This window comes from Pigmentiphaga sp. GD03639 (assembly GCF_029845405.1).
Taxonomy (GTDB): domain Bacteria; phylum Pseudomonadota; class Gammaproteobacteria; order Burkholderiales; family Burkholderiaceae_B; genus Pigmentiphaga; species Pigmentiphaga daeguensis.
Map to the genome: position 1 here is coordinate 21,255 of NZ_JAOCLR010000027.1, position 25,149 is coordinate 46,403.

At 68.0% G+C, this 25,149-nt stretch carries 21 protein-coding genes; 12 read left to right on the plus strand and 9 right to left on the minus strand.

Annotated features, from left to right (window positions below; all coding sequences use genetic code 11):
• Position 1: 1 nt before the first annotated feature.
• The 3 genes from N5K27_RS22760 to tal form a co-directional block, all read right to left on the minus strand.
• Positions 2-904, minus strand: a complete 903-nt coding sequence (locus tag N5K27_RS22760) for a polysaccharide biosynthesis tyrosine autokinase (protein ID WP_087839722.1) — start codon at positions 902-904, stop codon at positions 2-4.
• Complete coding sequence (locus N5K27_RS22765; RefSeq protein ID WP_165963082.1) at positions 901-2,298, minus strand: GumC family protein; 1,398 nt, start codon at positions 2,296-2,298, stop codon at positions 901-903. Before N5K27_RS22765 ends, N5K27_RS22760 begins: the two co-directional genes overlap by 4 nt.
• 128 nt (positions 2,299-2,426) lie before the next feature.
• A complete protein-coding gene (gene tal / locus N5K27_RS22770; RefSeq protein ID WP_279819163.1) occupies positions 2,427-3,371 on the minus strand; it encodes a transaldolase in 945 nt (314 codons plus the stop codon).
• A 346-nt stretch (positions 3,372-3,717) separates the two neighbouring features.
• Here tal and carA point away from each other — a divergent pair, with 346 nt between their 5' ends.
• Together carA and carB are read left to right on the plus strand one after the other, a co-directional pair.
• Positions 3,718-4,869 carry a glutamine-hydrolyzing carbamoyl-phosphate synthase small subunit gene (carA, locus tag N5K27_RS22775; RefSeq protein ID WP_087839719.1) on the plus strand — a complete coding sequence of 384 codons (1,152 nt, stop codon included), beginning with the start codon at positions 3,718-3,720 and terminating at the stop codon, positions 4,867-4,869.
• Between the two features lie 8 nt (positions 4,870-4,877).
• Positions 4,878-8,114, plus strand: a complete 3,237-nt coding sequence (carB, locus tag N5K27_RS22780; RefSeq protein ID WP_087839718.1) for a carbamoyl-phosphate synthase large subunit — start codon at positions 4,878-4,880, stop codon at positions 8,112-8,114.
• Between the two features lie 102 nt (positions 8,115-8,216).
• Here carB and N5K27_RS22785 read toward each other — a convergent pair whose 3' ends face one another.
• Positions 8,217-8,630 (minus strand): MarR family transcriptional regulator, encoded by a 414-nt coding sequence (locus tag N5K27_RS22785; RefSeq protein WP_279819167.1) that lies wholly within the window; start codon positions 8,628-8,630, stop codon positions 8,217-8,219.
• Here N5K27_RS22785 and N5K27_RS22790 point away from each other — a divergent pair.
• From N5K27_RS22790 to N5K27_RS22800, 3 genes are all read left to right on the plus strand, one after another.
• The gene (locus tag N5K27_RS22790) at positions 8,629-9,021 is read left to right on the plus strand and encodes a hypothetical protein (protein ID WP_279819169.1); all 393 of its coding nucleotides are present in this window, start codon (positions 8,629-8,631) and stop codon (positions 9,019-9,021) included. The two genes, N5K27_RS22785 and N5K27_RS22790, sit on opposite strands and share 2 nt — an antisense overlap.
• A gap of 207 nt (positions 9,022-9,228) precedes the next feature.
• Positions 9,229-9,705 carry a transcription elongation factor GreA gene (gene greA, locus N5K27_RS22795; RefSeq protein WP_087839715.1) on the plus strand — a complete coding sequence of 159 codons (477 nt, stop codon included), beginning with the start codon at positions 9,229-9,231 and terminating at the stop codon, positions 9,703-9,705.
• A 252-nt stretch (positions 9,706-9,957) separates the two neighbouring features.
• Positions 9,958-10,383, plus strand: coding sequence for a DUF4149 domain-containing protein (locus N5K27_RS22800; protein ID WP_087839714.1), 426 nt, complete (start codon positions 9,958-9,960; stop codon positions 10,381-10,383).
• Here the strand turns inward: N5K27_RS22800 and N5K27_RS22805 are convergent.
• Positions 10,332-11,081, minus strand: a complete 750-nt coding sequence (locus N5K27_RS22805) for a YhbY family RNA-binding protein (RefSeq protein ID WP_087839713.1) — start codon at positions 11,079-11,081, stop codon at positions 10,332-10,334. The genes N5K27_RS22800 and N5K27_RS22805 overlap by 52 nt on opposite strands.
• A 117-nt stretch (positions 11,082-11,198) precedes the next feature.
• Between N5K27_RS22805 and N5K27_RS22810 the strand changes: the two genes are divergently transcribed.
• The 6 genes from N5K27_RS22810 (at position 11,199) to N5K27_RS22835 (ending at position 17,933) form a co-directional block, all read left to right on the plus strand.
• Positions 11,199-11,849, plus strand: coding sequence for an RlmE family RNA methyltransferase (locus N5K27_RS22810; protein ID WP_087839712.1), 651 nt, complete (start codon positions 11,199-11,201; stop codon positions 11,847-11,849).
• 79 nt (positions 11,850-11,928) lie between these two features.
• Positions 11,929-13,815 carry an ATP-dependent zinc metalloprotease FtsH gene (gene ftsH / locus N5K27_RS22815; protein ID WP_087839711.1) on the plus strand — a complete coding sequence of 629 codons (1,887 nt, stop codon included), beginning with the start codon at positions 11,929-11,931 and terminating at the stop codon, positions 13,813-13,815.
• Between the two features lie 143 nt (positions 13,816-13,958).
• Positions 13,959-14,825, plus strand: coding sequence for a dihydropteroate synthase (folP, locus tag N5K27_RS22820; protein WP_132979352.1), 867 nt, complete (start codon positions 13,959-13,961; stop codon positions 14,823-14,825).
• Positions 14,826-14,876: 51 nt separating this feature from the next.
• Positions 14,877-16,217, plus strand: coding sequence for a phosphoglucosamine mutase (gene glmM, locus N5K27_RS22825; protein ID WP_087839709.1), 1,341 nt, complete (start codon positions 14,877-14,879; stop codon positions 16,215-16,217).
• Positions 16,218-16,289: 72 nt separating this feature from the next.
• A complete protein-coding gene (locus N5K27_RS22830) occupies positions 16,290-16,742 on the plus strand; it encodes a histidine phosphatase family protein (RefSeq protein ID WP_087839708.1) in 453 nt (150 codons plus the stop codon).
• Between the two features lie 387 nt (positions 16,743-17,129).
• Positions 17,130-17,933, plus strand: coding sequence for a GNAT family N-acyltransferase (locus N5K27_RS22835; protein WP_087839707.1), 804 nt, complete (start codon positions 17,130-17,132; stop codon positions 17,931-17,933).
• 140 nt (positions 17,934-18,073) lie between these two features.
• Here N5K27_RS22835 and ppx read toward each other — a convergent pair whose 3' ends face one another.
• Complete coding sequence (ppx, locus tag N5K27_RS22840) at positions 18,074-19,564, minus strand: exopolyphosphatase (RefSeq protein WP_087839706.1); 1,491 nt, start codon at positions 19,562-19,564, stop codon at positions 18,074-18,076.
• Between the two features lie 135 nt (positions 19,565-19,699).
• Between ppx and ppk1 the strand changes: the two genes are divergently transcribed.
• Positions 19,700-21,793, plus strand: a complete 2,094-nt coding sequence (gene ppk1 / locus N5K27_RS22845; RefSeq protein ID WP_132979351.1) for a polyphosphate kinase 1 — start codon at positions 19,700-19,702, stop codon at positions 21,791-21,793.
• Here the strand turns inward: ppk1 and N5K27_RS22850 are convergent.
• Genes N5K27_RS22850 through N5K27_RS22860 form a run of 3 tightly spaced genes read right to left on the minus strand, consistent with a single transcriptional unit; the run spans position 21,790 to position 25,149 of the window.
• Positions 21,790-23,031 carry a RhtX/FptX family siderophore transporter gene (locus tag N5K27_RS22850; RefSeq protein ID WP_132979350.1) on the minus strand — a complete coding sequence of 414 codons (1,242 nt, stop codon included), beginning with the start codon at positions 23,029-23,031 and terminating at the stop codon, positions 21,790-21,792. The genes ppk1 and N5K27_RS22850 overlap by 4 nt on opposite strands.
• 1 nt (position 23,032) lies before the next feature.
• On the minus strand, positions 23,033-23,473 hold the full coding sequence (locus N5K27_RS22855; RefSeq protein ID WP_279819182.1) for a cupin domain-containing protein: 441 nt from the start codon (positions 23,471-23,473) through the stop codon (positions 23,033-23,035).
• Positions 23,470-25,149 (minus strand): PepSY-associated TM helix domain-containing protein, encoded by a 1,680-nt coding sequence (locus N5K27_RS22860; protein ID WP_279819185.1) that lies wholly within the window; start codon positions 25,147-25,149, stop codon positions 23,470-23,472. The genes N5K27_RS22855 and N5K27_RS22860 overlap by 4 nt, the downstream gene beginning before the upstream one ends.

The following is a 25,149-nucleotide window of genomic DNA, read 5'->3' on the forward strand; positions in this document are numbered from 1 at the left end:
GTCATGCACTCCGCGAACGAAGCCCCGGTTTTCGTGCCGAAGCCCCCCGGGCGCCCCCGAATTCGTTGTAGACCGCGCCCAGGATCTCGACGCCGGCGCTGCGCAGCTGGCCGGTGGCTTCGCGCATGGCCTTGAGCGAACTGCGGTGCTGGCGTGCCACCAGCACGCAGGCTCCTACCTGTCCCGCGATGATCTGCGCGTCGGCGGAAAGGATGGCCGAGGGCGTGTCGACGACGAAGGCGTCGATGTGCTGCTCGAGCTCGCGCATCAGTTGCCGCAGGCCCGTGGTGCCCAGGATCTCGGTGGGGTTGGGCGGGCGCGGCCCGCGGTCGATGACCTGCAGGAGCGGGAAGTCGGGCAGGGGCGGGCTGGCCGCGGCATGCGCGCGGCCGGCCAGCATGGTCGACAGTCCCGTCGCCTGGCGCACGCCCAGCAGGCTGGGCCGGTCCGGTCCCCGCATGTCGGCGTCGATGTAGAGCGTGCGCAGGCCGGCCTGGGAAAAGGCGATGGCCAGGCTCGCGGCCAGATAACTCTTGCCTTCGCCGTCATCCGGGCTGACCACGGCGAAGGCGATCCGGCGCTGCTCGCCGAAGCGCAGCGACAATTGGGTGCGGATCCGCCGGATGGCCTCGGCCTCGGAGTCGAAGGGCGCATGGGCGATGGACAGCGTCGACGATACGCCCGATTGCGGCGAAGCCGAGATCGCGTAGCGGAACTGCTGCGCCAGCACGGTCCGTATCTGTTCCTCGGTCAGCAGGCCGAGCCGGATCGCGGCTTCGCCGAAACGCAGCCCCTGTTCGGCCTGGGCCGCGGCGATGCGCGTCACCTGTTCCGGCGTAAGCATGCCGGCCTGCTGGAGCAGTTCTCCCAGGCGGCCGTGGTCGTTGGAAATGGGGGGCGTCATGCTTTTGCTCCGACGGCGCCGATGGTGCCGAGCACGGGCAGCCCGAGATCATGGGTGAGGTCGTCCTCGCAGCGCACGCGGCGGAACGCCAGTTCCAGCGCCAGTGCCAACATCAGGCCCAGGACCAGGCCGACGGGTACCCCCAGCGCCATGGACCGCAGCAGGCCCGGATTGGACGGCGCGCTGGGCGCCTCGGCCTGGCGCAACACGGTCGCGCCGGGCAAGGTGATGCTGCTGGCCATCAGCAGCGAGTCGTACTTCTGCACGGCGGCGTTGTAGACCTGCTGGGCGCCCGCCAGTTGTTGACGGTACGACGCCAGCCGGTCGCGGTATTGCATCAGGTCGAAGACTTTCTTGCGCTGTTCCTCGATGGCGCTTTGCAGCGAGGCTTCCTGCAGGGCCACCCGCGAGGCGTCGCTGGCCTGACGGTCCACCGCCGCCCGGGATTCGCGGGCCAGTTGGCCGTTCAGGTTCTGCTGCTCCTGGCGCAGGCTCTTGACCGTGGGGTGGTTGGCGCCCAGGGTGGCCTGCACTTCAAGCAACCGCTGGTTGACGGCGTTCAGGCGATCCTTCAGCGCGTTGATGACCGGCAGGCTGCCGATCTCGGGAATTTCGTCGGGACGCAGGCCGTTGCGGATCATGGCCTGCGTGGTCTGGCGCTGCGCCGTGGCCTGCTGCCGCTGGGCCTGGTACTCGGCCAGTTCGCTCTGCATCTGCCGCAGCCGCTGTTCCTCCAGGCTTTCCGAATTCGGCAGGTCGATGACGCCGGTCTCGCGCTGGTAGGCGCTGAGCTTTTCCTGGATCGCATCGACCTGTCCGCGCAACTGCTCGAGCTGCGCGGTGTATTGCTCGGTGCGCGCGCGAGCGGCCTGGTTGGCGATGCTCTGGCTCAGGGCGATGTAGGCGTCGACCACGGCTTGGGCGTGGGCGCGGGCCGATTCCGCGTTGCGGTCGGTGTACGAGACTTCCAGCACCCGGCTGCCGCGCTTGTTGGCGACTTCGGTGTTCTTGATGATCCGGGTGATGAGGCCGTCCCGCGCCCGGGCCTCGCCCACCTTGCTGGCCGCTTCACGGAAATCGGCGCTTTCGTCCAGATGCAGCTGGTCCACCACCTTCTCGGCGATGGCCCGGCTCTTGAGCATGTCGATCTGGGTCTGGAGATAGCTGTCGTCGAGCAGCGCGGAGAAGTTGCGGCCGGCGATGGGGTCGTTTTCGCGGTAGTCGACATAGATGCTGGCCGTGGCCGACCACTTGGAGGCCTGCAGCAGCGAGATCGCCGCCGCGGCCACCAGGCAGGTGGCGGTGATGGCCGCGACCAGGGGCGCGCGGGCGCGCAGCATCGCGGCGATCTGCCGGACGGACAGGAGGGGAGGAGAGGCGGATGGCGAGGTCAAGTGTGTCCCTGGATAGCATGCGGCCGGGATGCCTGGCTGGCGCCGGCCATACGGCTGGCCGCCAAATTGTGCCATCGAAGTCCGCTGGACGGCATCCGGCGTTTATCCTTGTTTGACGGCCGGCCCGTTCAGGCCGCTTCCAGCAGCCCGTCCAGCTTGCGCACATCCGCGACGAACGCCCGTATGCCCTCGGCCAGCTTGTCAGTGGCCATCGCGTTCTCGTTCAGCGCGAAGCGGAAATCGGCCTCGCCCAGTTGCGCTCCGGGCGGCACGGTGCTGCCGGGGGGCGTCAATTGGCGGGGCACCGCGCCGTCGGCCGCCTGCAGCTGGCCCAGCAGCTCGGGGCTGATCGTCAGCAGGTCGCATCCGGCCAGCGCCAGGATCTGCCCGACATTGCGGAAGCTGGCGCCCATGATCTCGGTCGGGACGCCGGCGCGCTTGTAGTGGTCGTAGATGCGCCGGACCGACTGCACGCCCGGATCGGCGCTGCCGGCGTTGGCCGCCTCGTCCCAGGCCGCGCCCTGGTTCTTCTTGTGCCAGTCGTAGATGCGGCCGACGAAGGGCGAGATCAGCTGCACCCGGGCCTCGGCGCAGGCGATGGCCTGCTCCAGCGAGAACAGCAGGGTCATGTTGCAGCGCACCCCCTCGCTTTGCAGCACGCGCGCGGCCTGGATGCCTTCCCAGGTCGAGGCGATCTTGATCAGCACCCGTTCCCTGGGGATGCCCGCGGCGGCGTACAGCGCCATGATGGCGCGGGCGCGCTCGACCGTGGCGCGGGTGTCGAAGGACAGGCGGGCATCCACCTCGGTGGAGACCCGGCCCGGCACGATGTCCAGGATGGCCTGGCCGAAGGCCACCAGCAGGCGGTCCATCCGCTCGGCCGTGGAAGCGCCCGCGTGGTCCCGCACCACCCGGTCCAGCAGGGGCCGGTATTCGCTCTTCTGCACCGCCTTCAGGATCAGGGAAGGGTTGGTCGTGGCGTCGGTGGGACGGAACGCCCGCATGGCTTCGAAGTCGCCCGTGTCGGCGACGACGGCGGAATGCTGGCGCAGGGCTTCGAGCTGGTTGGACACGGTTCCTCCGTATAACAGGTTCTATAAGCTATAATTGTAAGGTTTGACGTTCAAATTCCACGTCCTCCCCTTAGCGCGTACCCCGATCCCCGCTGCTGATTCGTACAACCGCGTGCTGCAGATCATCTGTTGCAGCCGTAGCCGTCGAAGGCCTGGTGCCGCCATGCGATTCGCCGTCCCGTGCCCGTTTCCGGTGCCGCAGGACGGCGGCGAGTGGCGAGTTGGCACCGCGCCAGGCCCGCGCAGGAAGCTGCGCAAGAATGGCTGAGCCGGGTTGTGCCGCCCGACACCTTGCGGCGCCTGTTGGCGTACCCTCGGGAGGAGGACTCCATTCGGAGATTCTCTCTTGTTGCCGTCTCTCTTTCCCGAGACTACCCCCGCAATACTGGCGCTTGCCGACGGCACGATCTTTCGTGGCACGTCCATCGGGGCGCCTGGCCATGCAGTGGGCGAGGTCGTGTTCAATACCGCCATCACAGGGTACCAGGAGATCGTTACCGATCCCAGCTACAGCCGCCAGATCGTAACGCTCACCTATCCCCACATCGGCAATACCGGCATCAACGACGAGGACCGCGAGGCCGCCAAGGTCCACGTGGCGGGCCTGGTCGTGCGCGACTACTCGCTGGTCGTGTCGAATTTCCGCTCGCAGCGTTCGCTGTCCGACTATCTCGTCCAGCAGAACGTCGTGGGCATCGCCGGCATCGACACCCGCAAGCTTACCCGGATCCTGCGCGACAAGGGCGCCCAGAACGGCTGCGTGTACGCCGGCAGCGACGAACAGGAAGCCCTGCGCCTGGCGCGCGAATTCCCCGGCATGTCGGGCCTGGACCTGGCCAAGGTCGTGTCCGTGGACAAGGCCGCCGAGTGGACCGAAGGCATCTGGCGCCTGGGCGCCGGCCACGCGCCCAAGGGCGATGGCCGCTTCCACGTCGTCGCCTATGATTTCGGCGTGAAGTGGAACATCCTGCGCCTGCTGGTGGACCGCGGCTGCCGCGTCACCCTGGTGCCGGCGCAGACCCCGGCGGCCGAGGTGCTGGCCCTGAATCCCGACGGCGTGTTCCTGTCGAACGGCCCTGGCGATCCCGAGCCCTGCGACTACGCCATCGAGGCCACCCGCGCCTTCTTCGAGCGCCGGATCCCGGTGTTCGGCATCTGCCTGGGACACCAGATCATGGGCCTGGCGCTGAACGCCAAGACGCTGAAGATGAAGCTGGGCCACCACGGCGCCAACCATCCGGTCAAGGACGTCGCCACCGGCCGGGTCTTCATCACCAGCCAGAACCACGGCTTCGCCGTCGACCCCGAGACCCTGCCGGCCAATACGCGCGTCACGCACGTGTCGCTGTTCGACGGCTCGCTGCAGGGCTTCGAGCTGACCGACCGGCCGGCGTTCTGCTTCCAAGGCCATCCCGAGGCCAGCCCGGGACCCCACGACATCGTCGTCCTGTTCGATCGGTTCACCCAACTGATGCAACAGAGCAAGCAACAAGGTTAAGCCGCGTCATGCCCAAGCGTACAGATATCCAAAGCATCCTCATCATCGGCGCCGGCCCGATCGTCATCGGCCAGGCGTGCGAGTTCGACTACTCGGGCGCGCAGGCCTGCAAGGCGCTGAAGGCCGAGGGTTACAAGGTGATCCTGGTCAACAGCAACCCCGCCACGATCATGACGGACCCGGAAACGGCCGACGTCACCTACATCGAGCCCATCACCTGGCAGGTGGTCGAGAAGATCATCGAGAAAGAGCGCCCCGACGCGCTGCTGCCCACCATGGGCGGGCAGACCGCGCTGAATTGCGCGCTGGACCTCGACAAGCAGGGCGTGCTGGCCAAGTACGGCGTGGAGCTGATCGGCGCCAACGCCCATGCGATCGAGAAGGCCGAGGACCGCCAGAAGTTCAAGGACGCGATGACCAGCATCGGCCTGGAGTCGGCCAAGTCGGGCGTCGCCCACTCCATGGACGAAGCCTGGGACATGCAGCGCCGCATCGCCGAGCAGACCGGCACCAGCGGTTTCCCGGTCGTGATCCGGCCCAGCTTCACGCTGGGCGGCACGGGCGGCGGCATCGCCTACAACGCCGAGGAATTCGAGACCATCTGCCGCCGCGGCCTGGAGGCCTCGCCCACCAGCGAACTGCTGATCGAGGAATCGCTGGTCGGATGGAAGGAATTCGAGATGGAAGTCGTGCGCGACAAGGCCGACAACTGCATCATCGTCTGCTCCATCGAGAACCTGGATCCCATGGGCATCCACACCGGCGACTCGATCACGGTCGCCCCGGCGCAGACGCTGACCGACAAGGAATACCAGCTGATGCGCAACGCCTCGATCGCGGTGCTGCGCGAGATCGGCGTGGACACCGGCGGTTCGAACGTGCAGTTCGCGGTCAACCCGGCCAACGGCCGCATGATCGTGATCGAGATGAACCCGCGCGTGTCGCGGTCGTCGGCGCTGGCCTCGAAGGCCACGGGCTTCCCCATCGCCAAGGTGGCGGCCCGGCTGGCGGTCGGCTACACGCTGGATGAACTGCGCAACGACATCACCGGCGGCGCGACGCCCGCCTCGTTCGAGCCCACCATCGATTACGTGGTCACCAAGGTGCCGCGTTTCGCGTTCGAGAAGTTCCCGCAGACCGACGCCCACCTGACCACGCAGATGAAGTCCGTGGGCGAGGTGATGGCCATCGGCCGTACCTTCCAGGAGTCGTTCCAGAAGGCGCTGCGCGGCCTGGAAGTGGGCGTGGACGGCTTGAACCAGAAGACCACCGATCGCGAGCGCATCGAGGTCGAGCTGGGCGAGCCCGGTCCCGAGCGCATCTGGTTCGTGGGCGACGCCTTCGCGCAGGGCTTTTCGCTCGAGGAAGTGCACCAGCTGACCCACATCGATCCGTGGTTCCTGGCGCAGATCAAGGAAATCGTCGATATCGAGCTGGCGCTCGAGAAGAAGACGCTGGCCGATCTCGACCGCAACACTTTCTGGCAGCTCAAGCGCAAGGGTTTCTCCGATCGCCGCCTGGCCTATCTGCTGGACACCACCGAGACCGAGGTGCGCAAGCTGCGCCACCAGTACGACGTGCGTCCGGTCTACAAGCGCGTCGACACCTGCGCGGCCGAGTTCGCCACGCATACCGCCTACATGTACTCGACCTACGAGGAAGAGTGCGAGGCCAACCCCACCGACAAGAAGAAGATCATCGTGCTGGGCGGCGGACCGAACCGCATCGGCCAGGGCATCGAGTTCGACTATTGCTGCGTGCATGCCGCCATGGCGCTGCGCGAGGACGGGTTCGAGACCATCATGGTCAATTGCAACCCGGAAACCGTCTCGACCGACTACGACACTTCCGACCGGCTGTATTTCGAGCCGCTCACGCTGGAGGACGTGCTCGAGATCGTCGACAAGGAAAAGCCGGTCGGCATGATCGTCCAGTACGGCGGCCAGACTCCGCTGAAGCTGGCCAAGGCGCTGGAAGCCAACGGCGTGCCCATCATCGGCACCAGCCCGGAATCCATCGACATCGCCGAGGACCGCGAGCGCTTCCAGAAGCTGCTGCACAAGCTCGGCCTGCGCCAGCCGCCCAACCGCACGGCGCGCACCGAAGCCGAGGCCCTGGCGCATGCCCAGGACATCGGCTATCCGCTGGTGGTGCGCCCCAGCTACGTGCTGGGCGGCCGCGCGATGGAAATCGTGCACGAGCAGAAGGACCTCGAGCGCTACATGCGCGAGGCGGTCAAGGTCAGCAATGACTCGCCCGTGCTGCTGGACCGCTTCCTGAACGACGCCATCGAAGTCGACGTGGACTGCCTGTCCGACGGCAAGCGCGTCTTCATCGGCGGCGTGATGGAACACATCGAGCAGGCCGGCGTGCACTCGGGCGATTCGGCCTGCTGCCTGCCGCCGTACTCGCTGTCGGCCGAGCTGATCGAGGAAATCAAGCGCCAGACCGGCCTGATGGCGCGCGCGCTGAACGTGGTCGGCCTGATGAACGTGCAGTTCGCGATCCAGCAGGGCACCGTCTACGTGCTGGAAGTGAATCCGCGCGCCTCGCGCACCGCGCCGTACGTGTCCAAGGCGACCTCGCTGCCGCTGGCCAAGATCGGCGCCCGCGCCATGGCCGGCCGTTCGCTCGACGACCAGGGCCTGGGCGAGGAAATCGTGCCCAGGTATTTCTCGGTCAAGGAAGCAGTGTTCCCGTTCGTGAAGTTCCCGGGCGTGGACACCATCCTCGGACCCGAGATGAAGTCCACCGGCGAAGTGATGGGCGTGGGCGAGAGCTTCGGCGAGGCCTTCGTGAAGTCGCAGCTCGCGGCCAGCGTGCGCCTGCCTGAAAGCGGCACCGCCTTCATCAGCGTCAAGAACGAGGACAAGGGCAAGGTCATCGCGGTTGCGCGCGGCTTGCACGGCCTGGGCTTCTCGCTGGTCGCCACGCGCGGCACGGCGGCCGCCATCGAGGCCGCGGGCATCCCGGTGAAGGTCGTCAACAAGGTCACCGAGGGCCGGCCCAACATCGTCGACATGGTCAAGAACGGCGAGATCGCGCTGGTGATCAACACCGTGGAAGAGCGCCGCAACGCGATCGCCGATTCGCGGGCCATCCGGACCTCGGCGCTGGCCTCGCGCGTCACCTACTACACGACGGTGGCGGGCGCCTGGGCGGCGGTCGAGGGCATGCAGTACATGCGCCAGGGCGCCGGCCTGCAGGTGTATTCGCTGCAGGAACTGCACCGCTCGGTGGCCTGACGGCTTCCCGCCGGAACGTTCCCGGCGAGGGCGCTTCCCCGCAAGGGGGAGCGCCCTTTGTCTTGGCGCGCCGCCAGATGCGAAGGCAAGGGAAGGGCGCCGTCAGGCGTCCTTGCGCAGCTTGCTCAGGATGCCGACCAGCGCCGCCAATTCGTCCCGTGACAGGCGTGACATCTCCGCGGGCGGGCGCTGATAGGCGGCCATCAGGTCCTGCAGGGTCTCCGTACCCCTGCGCGTCACACGCACCAGCTTGACCCGCCGGTCGTCGGGCGAGGGTACCCGCTCGGCCAGCCCTGCGCGTTCGAGGCGGTCCACCAGCCAGGTCGCCGTGGATGGATCGCACCCCCACTCACGCGCCAGCGTGCCCACCGGCTTCCCCGCCTTGTCCAGCGAGAAGAGCGCGCGCGAATCGTTGGGCGTGAGGCCATGCTTCTGCTGGCTCTCCAGGCGCTGGGGGGCCGACTTCATCAGGAAATCGAACATCAGTTTCCAGGCGTCGGCGGCGCTGGAAGCCATGAATGCCTTACGCAACGAGACGAGCATCCGCCCGAAAGTCGCCCGTTTCCTGGCGGCCGAGGCCGCGCTGTTCGCCGCCGCCAGCCTGGTCCATGCCGGCGTCCTGGGCCATGCCTACGGGCATGCGAGGGCGGCCACGGCCGAAGGGATCATCGCCGGGGTGCTGATTCTGGGTTTGCTTGCGGGGCGGCGGTGGGCCGGCGCGGCCCGCCGCATTGCGCTGGGGGTCCAGGCATTCGCCCTGCTGGGGACGCTGGTGGGCGTTTTCACCATCGTGATCGGAGTGGGGCCGCAGACCTGGCCGGACCTCGTGTTCCACATCGTCCTGCTGGGGGTGCTGGTGCTGGGAATAGCCATGGCGGCGCGGCCGGCCGGTCGTTCCAAGGGTTAACCCTTGGTTTTCAAACGGTAAAGTTTGCCCGAGGGCGCTTGCGCGTTCTCGCCAGTTTTCGGACAATCTACATTGATCGCCCCGGTTCCTGATCGAGCCGGGGTTTTATTTTTCACCATCGCCATTCCCGGCCGCGCCCGTAGCGCGGCAGGCGCCAGCTTGCGCCTTCGCGGGGATGCGAAATCCACAGACGTAAAGGAAGTACACATGGCTGCCATTCCGCTGACCTTGCGCGGGGCCGAGCGCCTGAAGCAGGAACTGCATCGACTCAAGACGGTGGAGCGACCCGCCGTGATCACCGCGATCGCCGATGCCCGCGCCCAGGGAGACCTGTCCGAGAACGCCGAATACGATGCCGCCAAGGAAAAACAGGGCTTCATCGAAGGGCGCATCCAGGAGCTCGAGGCCAAGCTGTCGAATGCGCAGATCATCGATCCGGTCGAACTGGACGCGGGCGGCCGCATCGTGTTCGGCGCCACGGTCGACCTGGAGGACCTGGAGTCCAGCGAGCGTGTCACCTACCAGGTGGTGGGCGACGACGAGGCGGACATCCGGTCCAACCTGATCTCGGTATCCAGCCCCATCGCGCGCGCGCTGATCGGCAAATCGGTCGGCGACGTGGCCGAGGTGCAGGCGCCGTCCGGCATCCGGGAGTACGAGGTTCTGGACGTCCGGTATATATAGTTATAGTCCCCCCTGATCTGGTACCCCCCTACGCGCTGACGCGCGCCCAGAATGGTGAGCCCCCAGCCGCTACGCGGCAGCCCCCCAAGGGGGCCGGGACCCGCCTTGGGGCGGCCCGGCGCCGGGTCCCGTGGGGCGATGCGGGTGGACCGGCGGAGCCGGATCCACCGCATCCTGGACTTGAGGGGGTGGGGTTCTTTTGCCCTATTTTTGTCCTGATTCAATGTGTTGGTCTGCCCTGGAGGCTGATTGATGGCTACGGTGGTGCGGCTGTTGGCGGCGCTGTGGTGTGGGGCGCTCTGGACGATCGGGCTGGTGGTGGCGCCGTTGTTGTTTTCCCAGCTCGAGCCCATGCGCGCGGCGGCGACGGCGGGATCGCTGTTCCGGTTGCTGGCGTATGGCGGGCTGGTGGTGGCGTTGTCGATGCTGCTGCTGGACCGGCTGGGGCGCGGGCTGCCGCTGGGGGCGGCGGGGCGCCGCGCCGTGCTGCTCATGGCGGTGGGAGTGGGGTTGGGGTATTTCGGCACCCGGCCCGTGCTGGACTACGGACGAGCCCTGATCGCCGCCGGCCAGGCCGTTCCCGCCTGGGCGGATTTCGGGACCTGGCACGGGGTGTCGAGCGTGCTTTACTTCTTGGTGGCGGTCCTGGGCTTGCGGCTGGTGGCGGTCGTGCGTTGACCGCCTTCGGCCGGCCGGCCACGGGCGCCGGCGCGCAACGACAGCGCGCTGCCCGCCCGCTTGGCCGCGGGCTTGCCGGCTGCGGTCTTGCGGGCGGCGCCCAGCGTCGAACCAAGGCCCGAGGGCCGGCGGGCCGGCGTGGTGCGCGCGGCGCCCCGGCGCGAACCGGTTTCCTCGTGGATGGACGGCCGTTGGCGCTTGTCCGTGCCCAGGTAGCGTTCCCGCGCGGTCATGGCGCCGCCGTCGCGCTCGGCCCGGTCCGGGCGTTCCGCCCTGGTGCGGGCCGGTGCGGCGGGCTTGCCGGCCACCGCCAGCTTCTTGGGCAGGTGGGCTTCGTTGGCCTTGCGCGCGCCGGTACCCAGCGTGGACACGTCCGGCTTGGGCTTGCGGGCGCCCAGCAGGTCGGCCGCGTCGGGATCGCGTTCGGTGGGACGGTACAGGATGAAGATCTTGCCCAGGTGATGGACGGGCGCGCAGGACAGCTCGCCGCAGATCTTGTAGAGCAGTTCGTCTCGCGTGGCGCGGTCCTCGCCGCCGGCGCGGACCTTGATCAGGCCGTGCGCCGAGAGGTTGCGGTCGATTTCCTGCAGGACGGCGTCGCTCAGGCCCTTGTCGCCGATGAGGACGACCGGCTTGAGCGGGTGGGCAGCGGCCCGGAGGGCGCTGCGCAATGTCGAATTGATGTCTAGGACTGGCATGACGAGATTGTACGGGAGCCGGGCCAACGGCGCGATGGCCAGTCCGCAGTATGCTCCCGATAGCGCGGCGATGCCGCATTGATTTGAATCGATACCGACCCGGGCGACCGGGCAGATATGGCCAAGAACAAGTTTTCGAAGAACTGGTTGCACCAGCACATCAACGACCCCTATGTGAAGCTCGCGCAGCAGAAGGGATACCGTGCCCGGGCCGCCTTCAAACTGACCGAGATCCTGGATACCGAGAAGCTCATGAGGCCCGGCGACGTGGTGATCGACCTCGGTTCGGCGCCCGGCAGCTGGTCCCAGGTCGCCCGCGAGCGCCTGGCCGGCCCGCAGGGTACGATACGGGGACGGATCATCGCCCTGGACCTGCTTCCCATGGAGCCGGTGGCCGGCGTGGAATTCATCCAGGGCGATTTTCGCGAGGAAGCCGTGCTGCATCAGCTCGAGGCCCTGCTGGGAAGCCAGCCGGTGGACCTTGTGATTTCCGACATGGCCCCCAATCTATCGGGAGTCGGGGCTGCGGACTCGGCGCGTATCCAGCACGTGTGCGATCTGGCACGGGAGTTCGCGCAGGAGCACCTCAAGCCCGACGGGGCGCTGATCGTGAAGGCTTTTCACGGCAGCGGCTTTTCCCAGATCGTGCAGAGTTTCAAGCAGACTTTCCGCCGAGTGGTGGAACGCAAGCCCAAGGCGTCGCGGGACAAATCCTCCGAGACCTTTCTCGTGGGGGTGGGGCTGAAGAATCCCGGCGGCCGACAATAGTAGAATCGGACTTAGTGTCCGATCGGGCCGGATATTTTCCGGCAGGTCGACCGATCGGCAATCAAGTAGGAGATCGACCTTGAACAACATGTTCTCCAAAGTCGCGGTCTGGATGGTGATCGCATTCGTCCTGTTTACGGTCTTCAAGCAGTTCGAGGGCCGTACCCGTCCGCAGGACACCGTGTCCTACTCCCAGTTCATGGAAGAGGCCAAGGCCGGGCGCATCCAGAAAGTGGACATCCAGGGCGATGTGCTGAGCGTCACGCCCACCGACGGCCGTCCCTACAGCATCACGTCCCCCGGCGATCTCTGGCTGGTCAGCGACCTGATGAAGTACGGCGTCCAGGTATCGGGCAAGGCCAAGGAAGAGCCCTCGCTCTTCATGAGCATCTTCGTCTCGTGGTTCCCGATGCTGCTGCTGATCGGCGTCTGGATATTCTTCATGCGCCAGATGCAGGGCGGCGGACGCGGCGGCGCGTTCAACTTCGGCAAGTCGCGTGCGCGCATGCTGGACGAGAATTCGAACACGGTCACCTTCGCCGACGTCGCGGGCTGCGACGAGGCCAAGGAAGACGTCCAGGAACTGGTCGACTTCCTGCGCGACCCCTCGAAATTCCAGAAGCTGGGCGGCCGCATTCCGCGCGGCGTGCTGATGGTGGGCTCGCCGGGTACCGGCAAGACCCTGCTGGCGCGCGCCATCGCCGGCGAGGCCAAGGTGCCGTTCTTCAGCATCTCCGGCTCGGACTTCGTCGAGATGTTCGTCGGCGTGGGCGCGGCCCGCGTGCGCGACATGTTCGAGAACGCCAAGAAGCATGCCCCCTGCATCATCTTCATCGATGAAATCGACGCCGTCGGCCGCCAGCGCGGCGCCGGCCTGGGCGGCGGCAACGACGAGCGCGAGCAGACCCTGAACCAGATGCTGGTGGAAATGGACGGCTTCGAGACCGGCCAGGGCATCATCGTGATCGCCGCCACCAACCGGCCCGACGTGCTCGACCCGGCGCTGCTGCGCCCGGGCCGCTTCGACCGCCAGGTCGTGGTGCCGCTGCCCGACATCCGCGGCCGCGAGCAGATCCTGAAGGTCCACATGCGCAAGGTGCCGGTGTCGTCCGACGTCGACGCCACCATCCTGGCCCGCGGCACGCCCGGTTTCTCGGGCGCGGACCTCGCCAACCTCGTGAACGAGGCCGCGCTGTTCGCCGCCCGCCGCAACGGCCGCACGGTGGACATGCTGGACTTCGAGAAGGCCAAGGACAAGATCATCATGGGCGCCGAGCGCCGCTCCATCGTCATGCCCGAGGAAGAGCGCCGCAACACCGCGTACCACGAGTCCGGCCACGCCATCGTCGCCAAGATGCTGCCCAAGACCGACCCGGTGCACAAGGTCACCATCATCCCGCGCGGCCGCGCGCTGGGCGTGACCATGCAGTTGCCCGAGGGCGATCGCTACAGCATGGACAAGGACCGCATGCTGAACACCATCGCGGTGCTGTTCGGCGGCCGTATCGCCGAAGAGGTCTTCATGAACCAGATGACCACCGGCGCCTCGAACGACTTCGAGCGGGCGACCCAGATCGCGCGCGACATGGTCACCCGCTACGGCATGACCGACTCGCTGGGCCCCATGGTCTATGCCGAGAACGAAGGCGAGGTGTTCCTGGGCCGCAGCATCACCAAGACGACCCAGGTGTCCGAGGCGACCATGCAGAAGGTCGATGGCGAGATCCGCCGCATCATCGATGAGCAGTACGCGGTGGCGCGCAAGATCCTGGAGGACAACCGCGACAAGGTCGAATCCATGACCCGCGCGCTGCTCGAGTGGGAAACCATCGACGCGGACCAGATCAACGACATCATCGACGGACGTCCGCCGCGGCCGCCCAAGGCCTCGGATTCGGCCGGCGCGCCGCCCAACACGCCGCCCAGCACCGGCGGCGTCGCGCAGAACGCAACAGCGGTGGCTTAGCGGTCCCCCTACGCGCTTCGCGCGGCCCCCAGGGGCGGCACTGGCGGACCGGCGGAGCCGGATCCGCCGTGCCCTGGGAGGGCAACTGGCTGGTGGAGGGCGGCGTTTTTGCCGCCCTTTGTTGTTTCGTGGCGTAAGCATGCATGCAGGGTTCCGTGCCAATTCATTCTGATACTCCGCTTCGGCTTCAGTGCGGTCGCTTTTCTCTTGAGTTTTCCCGGCCGCTGGTCATGGGGGTCATCAACGTCACGCCGGATTCGTTTTCCGATGGGGGGAAGAGTCTGGCGCTGGATGCGGGGATCGCGCATGCGCGGCAACTGGTCGCCGAAGGGGCCGACATGCTGGATATCGGCGGCGAGTCGACGCGGCCGGGGGCCGCGCCGGTGTCGTTGGAGGACGAGCTGGCAAGGCTGTTGCCGTTGATCGAGGCGCTGCGGGATTGCGGGGTGCCGTTGTCGGTGGACACCTTCAAGCCGGCGGTGATGCGGGCGGCGCTGGATGCGGGCGCCGACATGATCAACGATATCTACGGATTCCGGCAGCCGGGGGCCATCGAGGCGGTGGCGCGGGGGGCGAGCGGTTTGTGCGTGATGCACATGCAGGGCGAACCGCGCACCATGCAGCAGGCGCCGGTCTACGGTAACGTGGCCGGCGAGGTGGCCGCCTTCCTGCGCCAGCAGGCGCAGCGCCTGCTGGCGGCAGGCGTGGCACGCGAGCGGATCTGCCTGGACCCGGGATTCGGGTTCGGCAAGACTACCGCCCACAACTACCAGCTCATGCGTAGTTTGCCCACTATCGGTGCGCTGGGATATCCGCTACTAATCGGAGTGTCCCGCAAGACCATGATCGGGGCGGTGACCGGCAAGCCCGTGGGGGAACGGGTGGCGGGCAGCGTCGCGGCGGCCCTGGCCGCGGTGGATCGCGGGGCGGCCATCGTCCGCGTCCACGACGTCGCGGCCACCGTGGACGCCCTGAAGGTCTGGCAAGCGGTGCAGGCCTGGGACGAATGATGGCCGCGCGCTCTCGCGCGGACAAGAACAACAAGCAGGGGGCCATCCAAGATGGTTGGACGACGCAAGTATTTCGGAACCGACGGCATTCGGGGCAAGGTCGGATCAAAGGTCATCAACGCGGAATTCGCGCTGCGCCTGGGGTATGCGGCCGGTCGGGTCCTGACGGCCGAACATCGCGAGGGAGGGAAGCCGGTCGTCCTGATCGGCAAGGACACGCGCATCTCCGGCTACATGCTGGAATCGGCGCTCGAGGCCGGGCTGTCCGCGGCGGGCATCGACGTGCTGCTGGCCGGTCCCATGCCCACGCCGGCCATCGCATACCTGACCAGGGCGCTGCGCCTGTCGGCCGGCATCGTGATCAGCGCTTCGCACAATCCCTATTTCGACAACGGCATCAAATTCTTCTCGGCCACGGGCATGAAGCTGGCCGACGAGGTCGAGCTGCGCATCGAGGCGGCGCTGGGCGAACCGGTCGGATGCGTGCCGTCCGGCAAGCTGGGCCGCGCCAAGCGCCTGACGGATGCCGCGGGCCGCTACATCGAATTCTGCAAGAGCGGATTCCCCAACGATCTCGACCTGACCGACATGCGGCTGGTGATCGACGCGGCCCATGGCGCGGCCTATCACGTGGCGCCTGCCGTGTTCGAGGAGCTGGGGGCCACCGTCAGCTGTATAGGCTGCGCGCCCAACGGCATGAACATCAACGACGGCGTCGGCGCCACGCACCTGGATGCGCTGGCCGAGGCGGTGGGAGCGCAGAAGGCCGACCTGGGCATCGCGCTCGACGGCGATGCCGACCGCGTGTTGATGGTCGATGGCGACGGCAGGCGCTACAACGGCGACGAGCTGCTGTATGCCATCGTGACCGACCGCCTGCTGGCCGGACCGGTCGCGGGCGTGGTCGGCACGCAGATGACCAATCTTGCCTTCGAGCACCGGATGCGCGACCTGAACGTGCCGTTCGCGCGCGCCGCCGTGGGCGACCGCTACGTGCTGGCGATGCTGCGCAAGAAAGGCTGGCTGTATGGTGGCGAGAGTTCCGGCCACGTGCTGTGCCTGGACCGGCATACGACCGGGGACGGCACCATGGCCGGGCTCCAGGTCCTGGCGGCGATGCGCCGCCAGGGCAAGTCGCTGGCCGAGCTGTTGGAGCCGCTGCGGCTGTATCCTCAGAAGCTGGTGAACGTTCCGCTCGCGCCGGGCCTGGACTGGCACGAGCACGCCGGGCTGGCCCATGCCAGGGAAGAGGTCGAGCGGCGCCTGGACGGCCAGGGACGGGTACTGATCCGTGCCTCGGGTACGGAGCCCAAGCTGCGCCTGATGGTCGAGGCGGCCGAGGAGGCCCTGGTCGACGAGTGCCTGGGACTCCTGTCCGCCAGCCTGGCCTAGGGTCTGTCAAGCCTCAGTCATGCCCGGCAGGCAAAATCGGGAGCTTCGATCATGACCATGCAAGCAGCATCCATGAACCTGATTCTCTGGCGCCACGCCGAGGCTGAAGACGGCCCGAACGACCTGCAGCGCGCCCTGACGCGGCGCGGGCACAAGCAGGCCGAGGCCGTCGCCGCGTGGCTCCGGGCCCATGGCCCTTCCGACCTGATGGTCATGGCCAGCCCCGCGGTGCGCACGCGCCAGACCGCCGACGCCCTGGGCTGCGACTACACCGTCGTGCCGGAACTGGCGCCCGAGGCCGCGCCCGCCCACGTCCTGGCCGCCTCCGGCTGGCCCCTGTCGCCGCGATCGGTGCTGGTGGTGGGCCACCAGCCCACGCTGGGGCGTGTGGCCAGCACCCTGCTGGCCGGCGAAGACCTGCCCTGGAGCCTGAAGAAGGGCGGCCTGTGGTGGCTGGCCCGCCGCCAGCGCGACGAAGACTTCCAGGTCGTCGTCCGCGCGGTCATCAATCCCGAGTTTGTCTAGGGAGGGGAATCCCACCCCCTACCCGCTTACGCGGGCCCCCTCAAGGGGGCGATGCGGGTGGACCGGCGGAGCCGGATCCACCGCATCCTGGGTCTAGTTCCTTTATCTTGGGTTGGAGCACCTGTGCTTCGCTGGCTGCCAGCGATAGCAACGGTGTGACGTGCCAAGAAACAGGTACTAGACCCAGGAAACCGCGGATCTGGCTCCGCCAGTCCGCCGGTTTCGCCCCCTGGGGGGCGCGCGAAGCGCGTAGGGGGGAGCTCCATTCGTAAGCAGGCGTTTCAACAAGGGCACGAATTGTGACCGATTCATGGTACCGTCATTATTCTGTCAATGACGTGAAACGCTAAGCACCGACACTCGACTTACCTGTCAAGGAGTGTGCATATGCTCGAATTCACCCGCATCGAAGCGCGTCGCGGCCTGGCCGACGAACTTCAAGGCGGTGTCCAGACCCCCGGCCTGGCTGTGGGGCTGGCGCGTTCCTGGGAAGAGGTCCGGCAAGCCCAGCGCCTGCGCTACGAGGTGTTCACCGAAGACATGGGGGCCGTGTTCCCGACCGCCATCGACGGCATCGACGAGGACCGGTTCGATGCATGGTGCGAACACCTCATCGTGCGCGAACTGGATACCGGCCGGGTCGTGGGCACCTACCGCATCCTGGGGCCCGATCAGGCCCGCCAGGCCGGCGGCTACTATTCCGAATCCGAGTTCGATCTGTCCGGCCTGGGCGCCATCCGCAGCGAGCTGGTCGAGTTCGGACGTTCCTGCACCCATCGCGACTACCGCAGCGGCGCCGTCATCATGCTGCTGTGGTCGGGGCTGGCCGAGTTCCTGCGCCGCACCGGAAAGCGCTACGTGTTCGGTTGCGCCAGCGTCAGCCTGCGCGACGACGGCGCGACCGCGGCCGGGGTGTACCGCTCGGTGGCGGCCGACATCGAACAGGCCCGCGACCTGCGCGTGCAGCCGCTGCACCGCCTTCCCGTCGAGCGCCTGGACTGCAACCTGCCGACCCGCGTGCCGCCCCTGATCAAGGGCTACCTGAAGGTGGGGGCCCGCGTCTGCGGCGAACCGGCCTGGGACGCCGATTTCAACACGGCCGATTTCCCCATGCTGCTGTCCATCGACGCGCTGGACGATCGCTATCGCCGGCACTTCGGGCTGGAATCCCAGGTCTCGAGGCGTTCGTGAGATCCGTGGCGTCGCCTGGCCGCCGCCTGGCGGCCGCGTTCCCGCGTCCGTCGGCAACGCGGCGCAGGCGTTTGCGGTTGACGCGGCGGCTGCGCCGCACCGGGGTGAAGGTATTGCGCAGGCTGACCCGGCGCCTGCGTTCAGAGCTCAAGCAACTCGAACGTGAATCCCACCTTGCGCCATTCTGATTCCTCGGCGCGCAGCGTGAAGTCGGTCAGCGGGTGCGCACTCATCCAGGCCGCGTCGGTCTTGACGATGATGGACGATCCCTTGACCGAGACCTTGATGGGCGGCGCGGCGATGTCCTCGCGCCGGCGGTAGAGAATGGCCGCCAGGCGCAGGCACAGGATGGCGATCCATTGCTCGTGGTGGTTGACCAGGTGCTGGAGCTTGGCCAGCTTGCCCTGGTGGCCCAGCGCCAGGAGCGCGAGCAGCGCCTGGTCCTGGCGCGAGAAGCCCGGCATGTCGGCGTGTTCGAGGATGTAGGCCGAGTGCCGGTGATAGGTGTTGTGGGCGATGGACAGGCCGATCTCGTGCAGGTCGGCGGCCCAGCCCAGCACCCGGGTCAATTCCTGGTGCTCGTCGGCGGGCATGGGCACCAGTTGCTTGAACAGTTCCAGCGCCGTCTGGCGCACGCGCGTGGCCTGGGCGCGGTCCACCTTGTAGCGGCTCATGAACTGGCGCACCGTGTCGTCGCGCTTGTCCAGCGAGGCGTCGCGGCCGGCCAGGTCGTACAGCACCCCCACGCGCAGCGCGCCGTCGGCCGTGCGCATCACGTCCAGGCCCAGCTCGTCGAAGATCGCGCTCATGATGGCCAGGCCCCCGGGCAGCACCGAGATGCGGTCCGGCTTGATGCCCGCCAGCTGCGCGCGTTCGACCGTACCGGCCTTGATCAGCTTGTCCTTGAGCTTGTCCATGCCGCGGCGCGTGATGCCGGATTCCGAAAAGCCGGACTCGGTCAGGATCGCGCCCAGCGCCTTGCTCGTTCCCGACGAGCCGTAGGCTTCCTGCCATCCCGCCTTGCGATACTGCTTGGCGATGACCTCGATCTCGCGGCGGGCGGCCATTTCGGCCTGCTTCATGGCGTGGGCGTCGATGATGCCGTCGGGGAAGTAGGCGCGGCTGAAGCTCACGCATCCCATGTACAGCGATTCCATCAGCTCGGGCTCGAAGCGCCGTCCGACGATGAACTCGGTCGAGCCGCCGCCGATGTCGACCACGAGCCGCTTGGCGGGGGAAGGGGGCAGGGAGTGCGAGACGCCCGAGAAAATGAGGCGCGCTTCCTCGCGCCCGGCGATGACCTCGATGGGAAAGCCCAGGGCCTCTTCCGCCAGCGGCAGGAACTCGGCGACGTTGCGCGCCACGCGGAACGTGTTGGTGGCCACTGCCCGCACGCGTTCCGGATGGAAGCTGCGCAGGCGTTCGCCGAAACGGCGCAGCACCTGCAGCGCGAAATCGGTGGTCGAGGTATCCAGCGTCTTGTCCGCCCGCAGGCCCGCCGCCAGCCGCACGGTTTCCTTGAGCCGGTCGACCGGGTAGATCTGGATGGTCCCGCCTTCGTCGACCACGCGGCCGATCACCAGGCGGAAACTGTTGGAGCCGAGATCGACGGCGGCGAGCAATTGGTTCATGGAATGGAAAGAAGGAATGCGAACTGCAAGAATAAGGCGCTTCGATGACAGAATGGTTGCACTGTCATAAGGTAGTCATCATTTTGACGCAAAAATAACCGTCTCAGCTTCGTCGCCCATTTTTGCGGATATTCCATGGTTGCCAGATTGCCTGCCAAAGACCTGTTCCTGAATCGCGAGCTTGCCTTGCTCAAGTTCAACGAACGAGTGCTGGCCCTGGCCGAGGACGACCGGGCGCCCCTGCTCGAGAGATTGCGGTTTCTGTGCATCGTCGCATCGAACCTGGACGAGTTCTTCGAGATCCGCGTGGCCAGCCTGCATGAACAGGTGCGGCAGAATCCCGGTGCGCGCGGGTTGGATGGCCGCACGCCGGCCGAGGTCGTGCAGCGTGTATCCGAGGCCGCCCATGCGCTGGTCGAGCGCCAATATGCCTTGCTGAACCGCGAGGTGCTGCCGCGGCTGCAGGCCGAGGGCATCGTGCTGCACATGGCGCAGAGCTGGACCCCGGCGCAGCGGGCGTGGGCGCACGAGGTCTTCCGGCTGGACGTCATGCCGCTGTTGACGCCCATCGGCCTCGACCCGGCCCATCCTTTCCCGCGGGTATTCAACAAGAGCCTGAACTTCGCCGTCCAGCTGTCGGGACGCGACGCCTTCGGCCGCAATGCCGCCATCGCCATCGTGCAGGCGCCCCGCGCCTTGCCGCGCCTGACGCAGATGCCGCCCGAGCTGTCCGGCCACCCTCACGGCTACGTCATGCTGACCTCGTTCATGCAGGCCTTCGTGGGCGACCTGTTCCCCGGCATGACGGTGGACGGCTGCTACCAGTGGCGCTTGACGCGCAACAGCGACCTGTTCGTCGATGACGAGGAAATCACCAACCTGCGCCAGGCCCTGCAAGGCGAGCTGACGCAGCGGCATTTCGGCGACGGCGTCCGGCTGGAGCTGGCCGACTCCAGCCCGGTGGAGCTCGAGAACTTCCTGCTCAAGGAATTCTCCCTGACGCCCGCCGACGCCTACCGGGTGGACGGGCCGGTCAACCTGGCGCGGCTGATGCAGCTGGTGAACGGCATCAACCGGCCGGAGCTGAAATTCCCGCCGTTCCGCGCGGCTATTCCGTCCCCCTTCGACCGCAACAACCTGACGCCGGACGAGCTGTTCAAGGCCATCGCCACGCAGGACCGGCTGCTGCACCATCCCTACCAGTCGTTCCAGCCCGTCATCGATTTCCTGACCGCGGCGGCGGCCGATCCCGGCGTGGTCGCCATCAAGCAGACCATCTACCGCACCGGCGAGGACTCCGAGCTGATGCGCCTGCTGCTGGCGGCCGCCCGTTCGGGCAAGGAAGTGACCGTGGTGGTGGAACTGATGGCACGCTTCGACGAGCAGACCAACATCAACTGGGCCGCCCGCCTGGAAGAGGTGGGCGCGCACGTGGTCTACGGCGTGGTGGGGCACAAGACCCACGCCAAGATGGCCCTGGTGCTGCGTCATGAGCGCGGCCGCATCCGCCGCTACGGCCACCTGGGCACCGGCAACTACCATCCCAGCACCGCGCGCCTCTACACCGACTTCGGCCTGTTCACCGCCGATGCGCGCATGTGCGAGGACATGGAGCAAATCTTCTCGCAACTGACCGGACTGGGCGCGCGCCGCCACCTGAAATGCCTGCTGCAGGCGCCGTTCTCGCTGCACGAGACCATGGTGGCGCTGGTCCGCCGCGAGGCACGCCATGCGCGGGCGGGCAAGCCGGCGCGGATCATGGCCAAGATGAACTCGCTGCTCGAGCCCTCGGTAATCGAGGAGTTGTACAAGGCCAGCCGCGCCGGCGTGCGCATCGATCTGGTGGTGCGGGGCGTATGCACCCTGCGCGCGGGCGTCCCCGGGCTGTCGGAGAACATCACCGTGCGGTCCATCGTCGGCCGCTTCCTGGAGCATTCGCGGGTGTTCTACTTCCTGAACGGCGGCCAGGAGATGGTCTACCTGGCGTCCGCCGACTGGATGGACCGCAATTTCTTCCGCCGGGTCGAGGTCGCTTTCCCCATATTCGACCCGGCCCTGAAGAAGCGGGTGATCGATGAATCCTTCACCTTCGCCCTGCGCGACAACCAGCTGGCCTGGCAGCAGCAGCCCTCGGGGGATTACGTCCGGGTGCGATCGCGCCGCCGGCCGTTCAACCTCCATGCGCACCTGATGAAGGCGCTGGGCGGTTTCGACGAAACAGCCGGTTAGGCCCGGCGCGACCGCAGCAGCGCCGGCGTCAGTACCAGCGTGGCCAGCGCCAGCCCGACGCCAACCATGAAGCTGCCGCCGTAGCCCGCCAGCGCGGCCAGGGCCATCAGCGACGAGGACGCGGCCATCTCGCCCAGGTCACGCATGCTCTGCACGGCGGTCATGTCGGTGCCGGCCTGGTCGCGCGCGTGGGCGAAGCGCATGGCGGCGGTCATCATCGCGACGGATGCGCTGCCGGCGCCGAAGCTGGTCAGCAGCGTCGCCACCCAGACCGCGTAGGCGGGCAGCGCGGGCGAGGTCCACGCCAGCGCGGTCCAGACCGCGGCCGCCACGCCCGCCGAGGCGATGCCGGTGAAAAACACCGCCCAGGTGCCCAGCCGCGACACCAGCCAGGCGCCGCCTCCGCATCCCAGGACGATGGTGACTGCGCCGCCGACCATGCCCACCTGACCGATCTTCTCGAGCGCCCAGCCGGCATCGACCAGCAGCAGCTTGGACAGGCCGTGGCAGGCCACCACGGTCACGGCGGACAGGAAGGCGGCGGCGACCAGGGCCCAGGCATGCCGACCTGACCGCAGGAAGCGCCACAGGCTGGCCTGCCGCGGGCGCGGCCATCGATCGGAGAGGGACGCGGGCTCGCGCCAGGCGGCGACCAGCGCCAGGCTGAGCGCGATGGGCAGGGCCAGGAGCAGCAGCGCGCCCGTCAGGCCGACGCGCGCATAGGCCATCAGGAACACCGGGCCGCCGTAGAAGAAGCCGATCATGGTGCCGGCGACCTGGACCGCGTTGGCGGTGCCGAGCACATGAGGTTCGAACCGTTCGGCGACCAGGCCGTCGGTGGCGATGTCCTGCGTGGCGCTGGCCAGCGACGCGGCCACCGACAGCGCCAGCAGATAGGGCAGGGTGGCCTGCGTGACACCGATCGCCATGACGCCCAGCAGCAGCGCCAGGACCAGCGCCTGCATGGGCAGGATCCAGCTGCGCCGGCGCCCCAGGCGTGGCGACCAGTGGTTGTCCACGATGGGTGCCCAGCCGCATTTCAGTACCCAGGGCAGGCTTACCAGGGGTAGGTAGGCCAGGGCCCCGAGGCTGGCGCCCTGGCCGCGCAGGATGGCCGGCAGCGCTTCCATCGCGAGCCCGAAGGGGATGCCCTGGGAAGCGTACAGGCAGGCGATCATGGGCCATTGCAGCAGCGTGGCGCCGCGCCGTGCCGTGGAGGCGGGGGAATGGGTGTGCATGTCAGTCTTCCTGGTCGTGGGGGCGGTGCAGGCGGTGCTCGCTGTCGGTGGCGGGAGTGACGAACATCAGGCGGCCCGGCTGGCCTACCTCCAGCCGGTGCCACCATCCCTGGGGAACGACGAGGGATTCGCCCGCGACGACTTTCAGTTCGCATTCGGCGCCCGCGTCCGCGGCCAGGACGACACGCAGCGATCCTTCCAGCAGCGTCAGGATTTCGTCGCCGCGCGGATGCTGCTCCCAGTGGTTGCCGTGGACCGAGGCGGTATCGGAAATGGGTTTGATGCCCATGATCCAGCCGGCCCGCGGCAGGCCATTCCGCTGGAAGGGCATCAGATGGACGGTCGCGTCGGCCTGGAGGACGGCCAGCGAAGAGGACAGCGCGAAAAGCCGGGGCTGGCGCGAGGCGTCGCCGGCGGGGGCGGGGAGTTTGTGTCGGGTCATGATGGATGGCGAAAGGAAAAACGGGCGAGCCGCCACGTCAGGGTGCCCGCCAGGATCAGCAGGAGGTCGAAGGCCAGCGCCGGCAGTTGGGCGGCCAGCGGGTGGCCGGCCTGGCGCGCCAGATCGGCGATGGCCGCCAGCCAGAGCAGCAGGCCGGCAAGCCGCAGCGCGGCCGTGGTGCGCCGGCCGCCGTGTCCGGGCCAGGCGAAGCCGGCGGCCGACGCCAGCCAGGAGCCCCATAAGGCCCACGCTTGCAGCGCCGGCCGGTCCGGCATGGCGTCCGGCGTCAGGCAGGTCATGGCCAGGAGCACGCTGCACGAGAGCGTCAACCCCAGGCAGACGCCTTGTGCGATCCGCCTCGGCCAGGCCAGCGGACGGTCCGGCGTTGCCCGCCGCCGCAGCCAGAGCCAGGTGCCGGAGGCGGCCAGCAGCGCGGCGGCCATGCCGCCCGCCGCATGCAGCCAGCGGCTGGCCGTGCCGCCGTACTGCGCGAAGTGCAGGGGCTGGATGGCGATGAACGCCTGGGTCCAGGGCCCACGCTGCGCCGCGCTATCGTGGCGCAGCAGCGCGCCGTCGCGCAGACGGTAGTGGAAGCGCTCGAACACGCCGGTGCTCAACTGGCCGGCGCCGTGGCCGCGCAGAGTGGCGTAGGCCTGTGCATCGCCCCAATGCAGGATGGCGACGCTTTCCACCTGGAATCCGGGATGGGCCTGCCGGTGCCTGTCGACCAGGGCGTTCAGGCTGGACATGGCGGCGGGCTGCCCCAGCGCGGGGAAGGAAGCATTGTCCATCAGCGCCTGCATGGCCCGGCGCGGGTCGTCGGGGAAGGCGTGGGGCGCCAGGTTGACGGTCGCCAGCGCGCCCAGGCCCGAGAAGATGCCCGTCACCGCGATCAGCAGCAGGAGCGGCGACAGCCAGAGCCCCAGCAGCTTGTGGACGTCCAGCGCCAGCGTCCGGACATCTGCGCCGATGCGCAGGCGCAGCAGTCCGGGGGACCGGCGGGGATGGTTGGCCACACCGCCCACGACCAGGAAGGCCAGCGCGAAGCCGAACAGGCTGACGACCACCCGCCCCGGAAAGCCCGCGTGCAGGGTGTTGTGCAGCGTGACCAGCAGCTCCGCCGCGCCGCCACGGGTGGCGGGCATGGGACGGGCATCGTCGGCGCGCAGGACCAGCGCGGCCTGGCCGGTGGCCGGCCGGCCGCCGGCGGAGGCCACGATGGCATGGCGCCGCAGGCCGTCCGGCAACTGGATCATCAACGATGCGGCATCGCCGAATCGCGCCTGGCCCGCATGCAGCAGGGCGTCCAGGTCGGGTCGCGGGGCGGGGGCCTGCCGCTCGGATGGCATCTCCCAATAGCGGACTTCCTGCTTGAGCACGGCGAACACGCCGGTCAGGCAGACCACGAACAGCACGAGGCCCACGATCATGCCGGCCCACGCGTGGGTGACGGCCACGGCGCGGCGCATGGGCACGGCTGCGCGTGTGCCCAGGAGCAGGCTGCCGCCCAGCAACAGCAACTGCGCCAGCACGCCGATGAACATGCCGGCATACAGCCGGTCCAGCGCATCGTCCAGCGGCGCCCGGCGCGCGATGGCGATCGCCAGCCCGATGGCGGCCGCGGGGGCGCCCAGGACGGCCAGGCCGGTGCGCAGGGGCCAGTGCGGAGCCGGCAC

Coding starts and splice junctions, on each gene's coding strand:
- ppk1 (WP_132979351.1), top strand. CDS start 19,700: ATGGTTGCCAGATTGCCTGCCAAAGACCTGTTCCTGAATCGCGAGCTT.
- glmM (WP_087839709.1), top strand. CDS start 14,877: ATGGTTGGACGACGCAAGTATTTCGGAACCGACGGCATTCGGGGCAAG.
- N5K27_RS22790 (WP_279819169.1), top strand. CDS start 8,629: ATGAATGCCTTACGCAACGAGACGAGCATCCGCCCGAAAGTCGCCCGT.
- N5K27_RS22800 (WP_087839714.1), top strand. CDS start 9,958: ATGGCTACGGTGGTGCGGCTGTTGGCGGCGCTGTGGTGTGGGGCGCTC.
- N5K27_RS22805 (WP_087839713.1), bottom strand. CDS start 11,081: ATGCCAGTCCTAGACATCAATTCGACATTGCGCAGCGCCCTCCGGGCC.
- N5K27_RS22830 (WP_087839708.1), top strand. CDS start 16,290: ATGAACCTGATTCTCTGGCGCCACGCCGAGGCTGAAGACGGCCCGAAC.
- ppx (WP_087839706.1), bottom strand. CDS start 19,564: ATGAACCAATTGCTCGCCGCCGTCGATCTCGGCTCCAACAGTTTCCGC.
- folP (WP_132979352.1), top strand. CDS start 13,959: ATGCAGGGTTCCGTGCCAATTCATTCTGATACTCCGCTTCGGCTTCAG.
- N5K27_RS22850 (WP_132979350.1), bottom strand. CDS start 23,031: ATGCACACCCATTCCCCCGCCTCCACGGCACGGCGCGGCGCCACGCTG.
- N5K27_RS22760 (WP_087839722.1), bottom strand. CDS start 904: ATGACGCCCCCCATTTCCAACGACCACGGCCGCCTGGGAGAACTGCTC.
- N5K27_RS22855 (WP_279819182.1), bottom strand. CDS start 23,473: ATGACCCGACACAAACTCCCCGCCCCCGCCGGCGACGCCTCGCGCCAG.
- greA (WP_087839715.1), top strand. CDS start 9,229: ATGGCTGCCATTCCGCTGACCTTGCGCGGGGCCGAGCGCCTGAAGCAG.
- N5K27_RS22785 (WP_279819167.1), bottom strand. CDS start 8,630: ATGGCTTCCAGCGCCGCCGACGCCTGGAAACTGATGTTCGATTTCCTG.
- carB (WP_087839718.1), top strand. CDS start 4,878: ATGCCCAAGCGTACAGATATCCAAAGCATCCTCATCATCGGCGCCGGC.
- N5K27_RS22835 (WP_087839707.1), top strand. CDS start 17,130: ATGCTCGAATTCACCCGCATCGAAGCGCGTCGCGGCCTGGCCGACGAA.
- N5K27_RS22810 (WP_087839712.1), top strand. CDS start 11,199: ATGGCCAAGAACAAGTTTTCGAAGAACTGGTTGCACCAGCACATCAAC.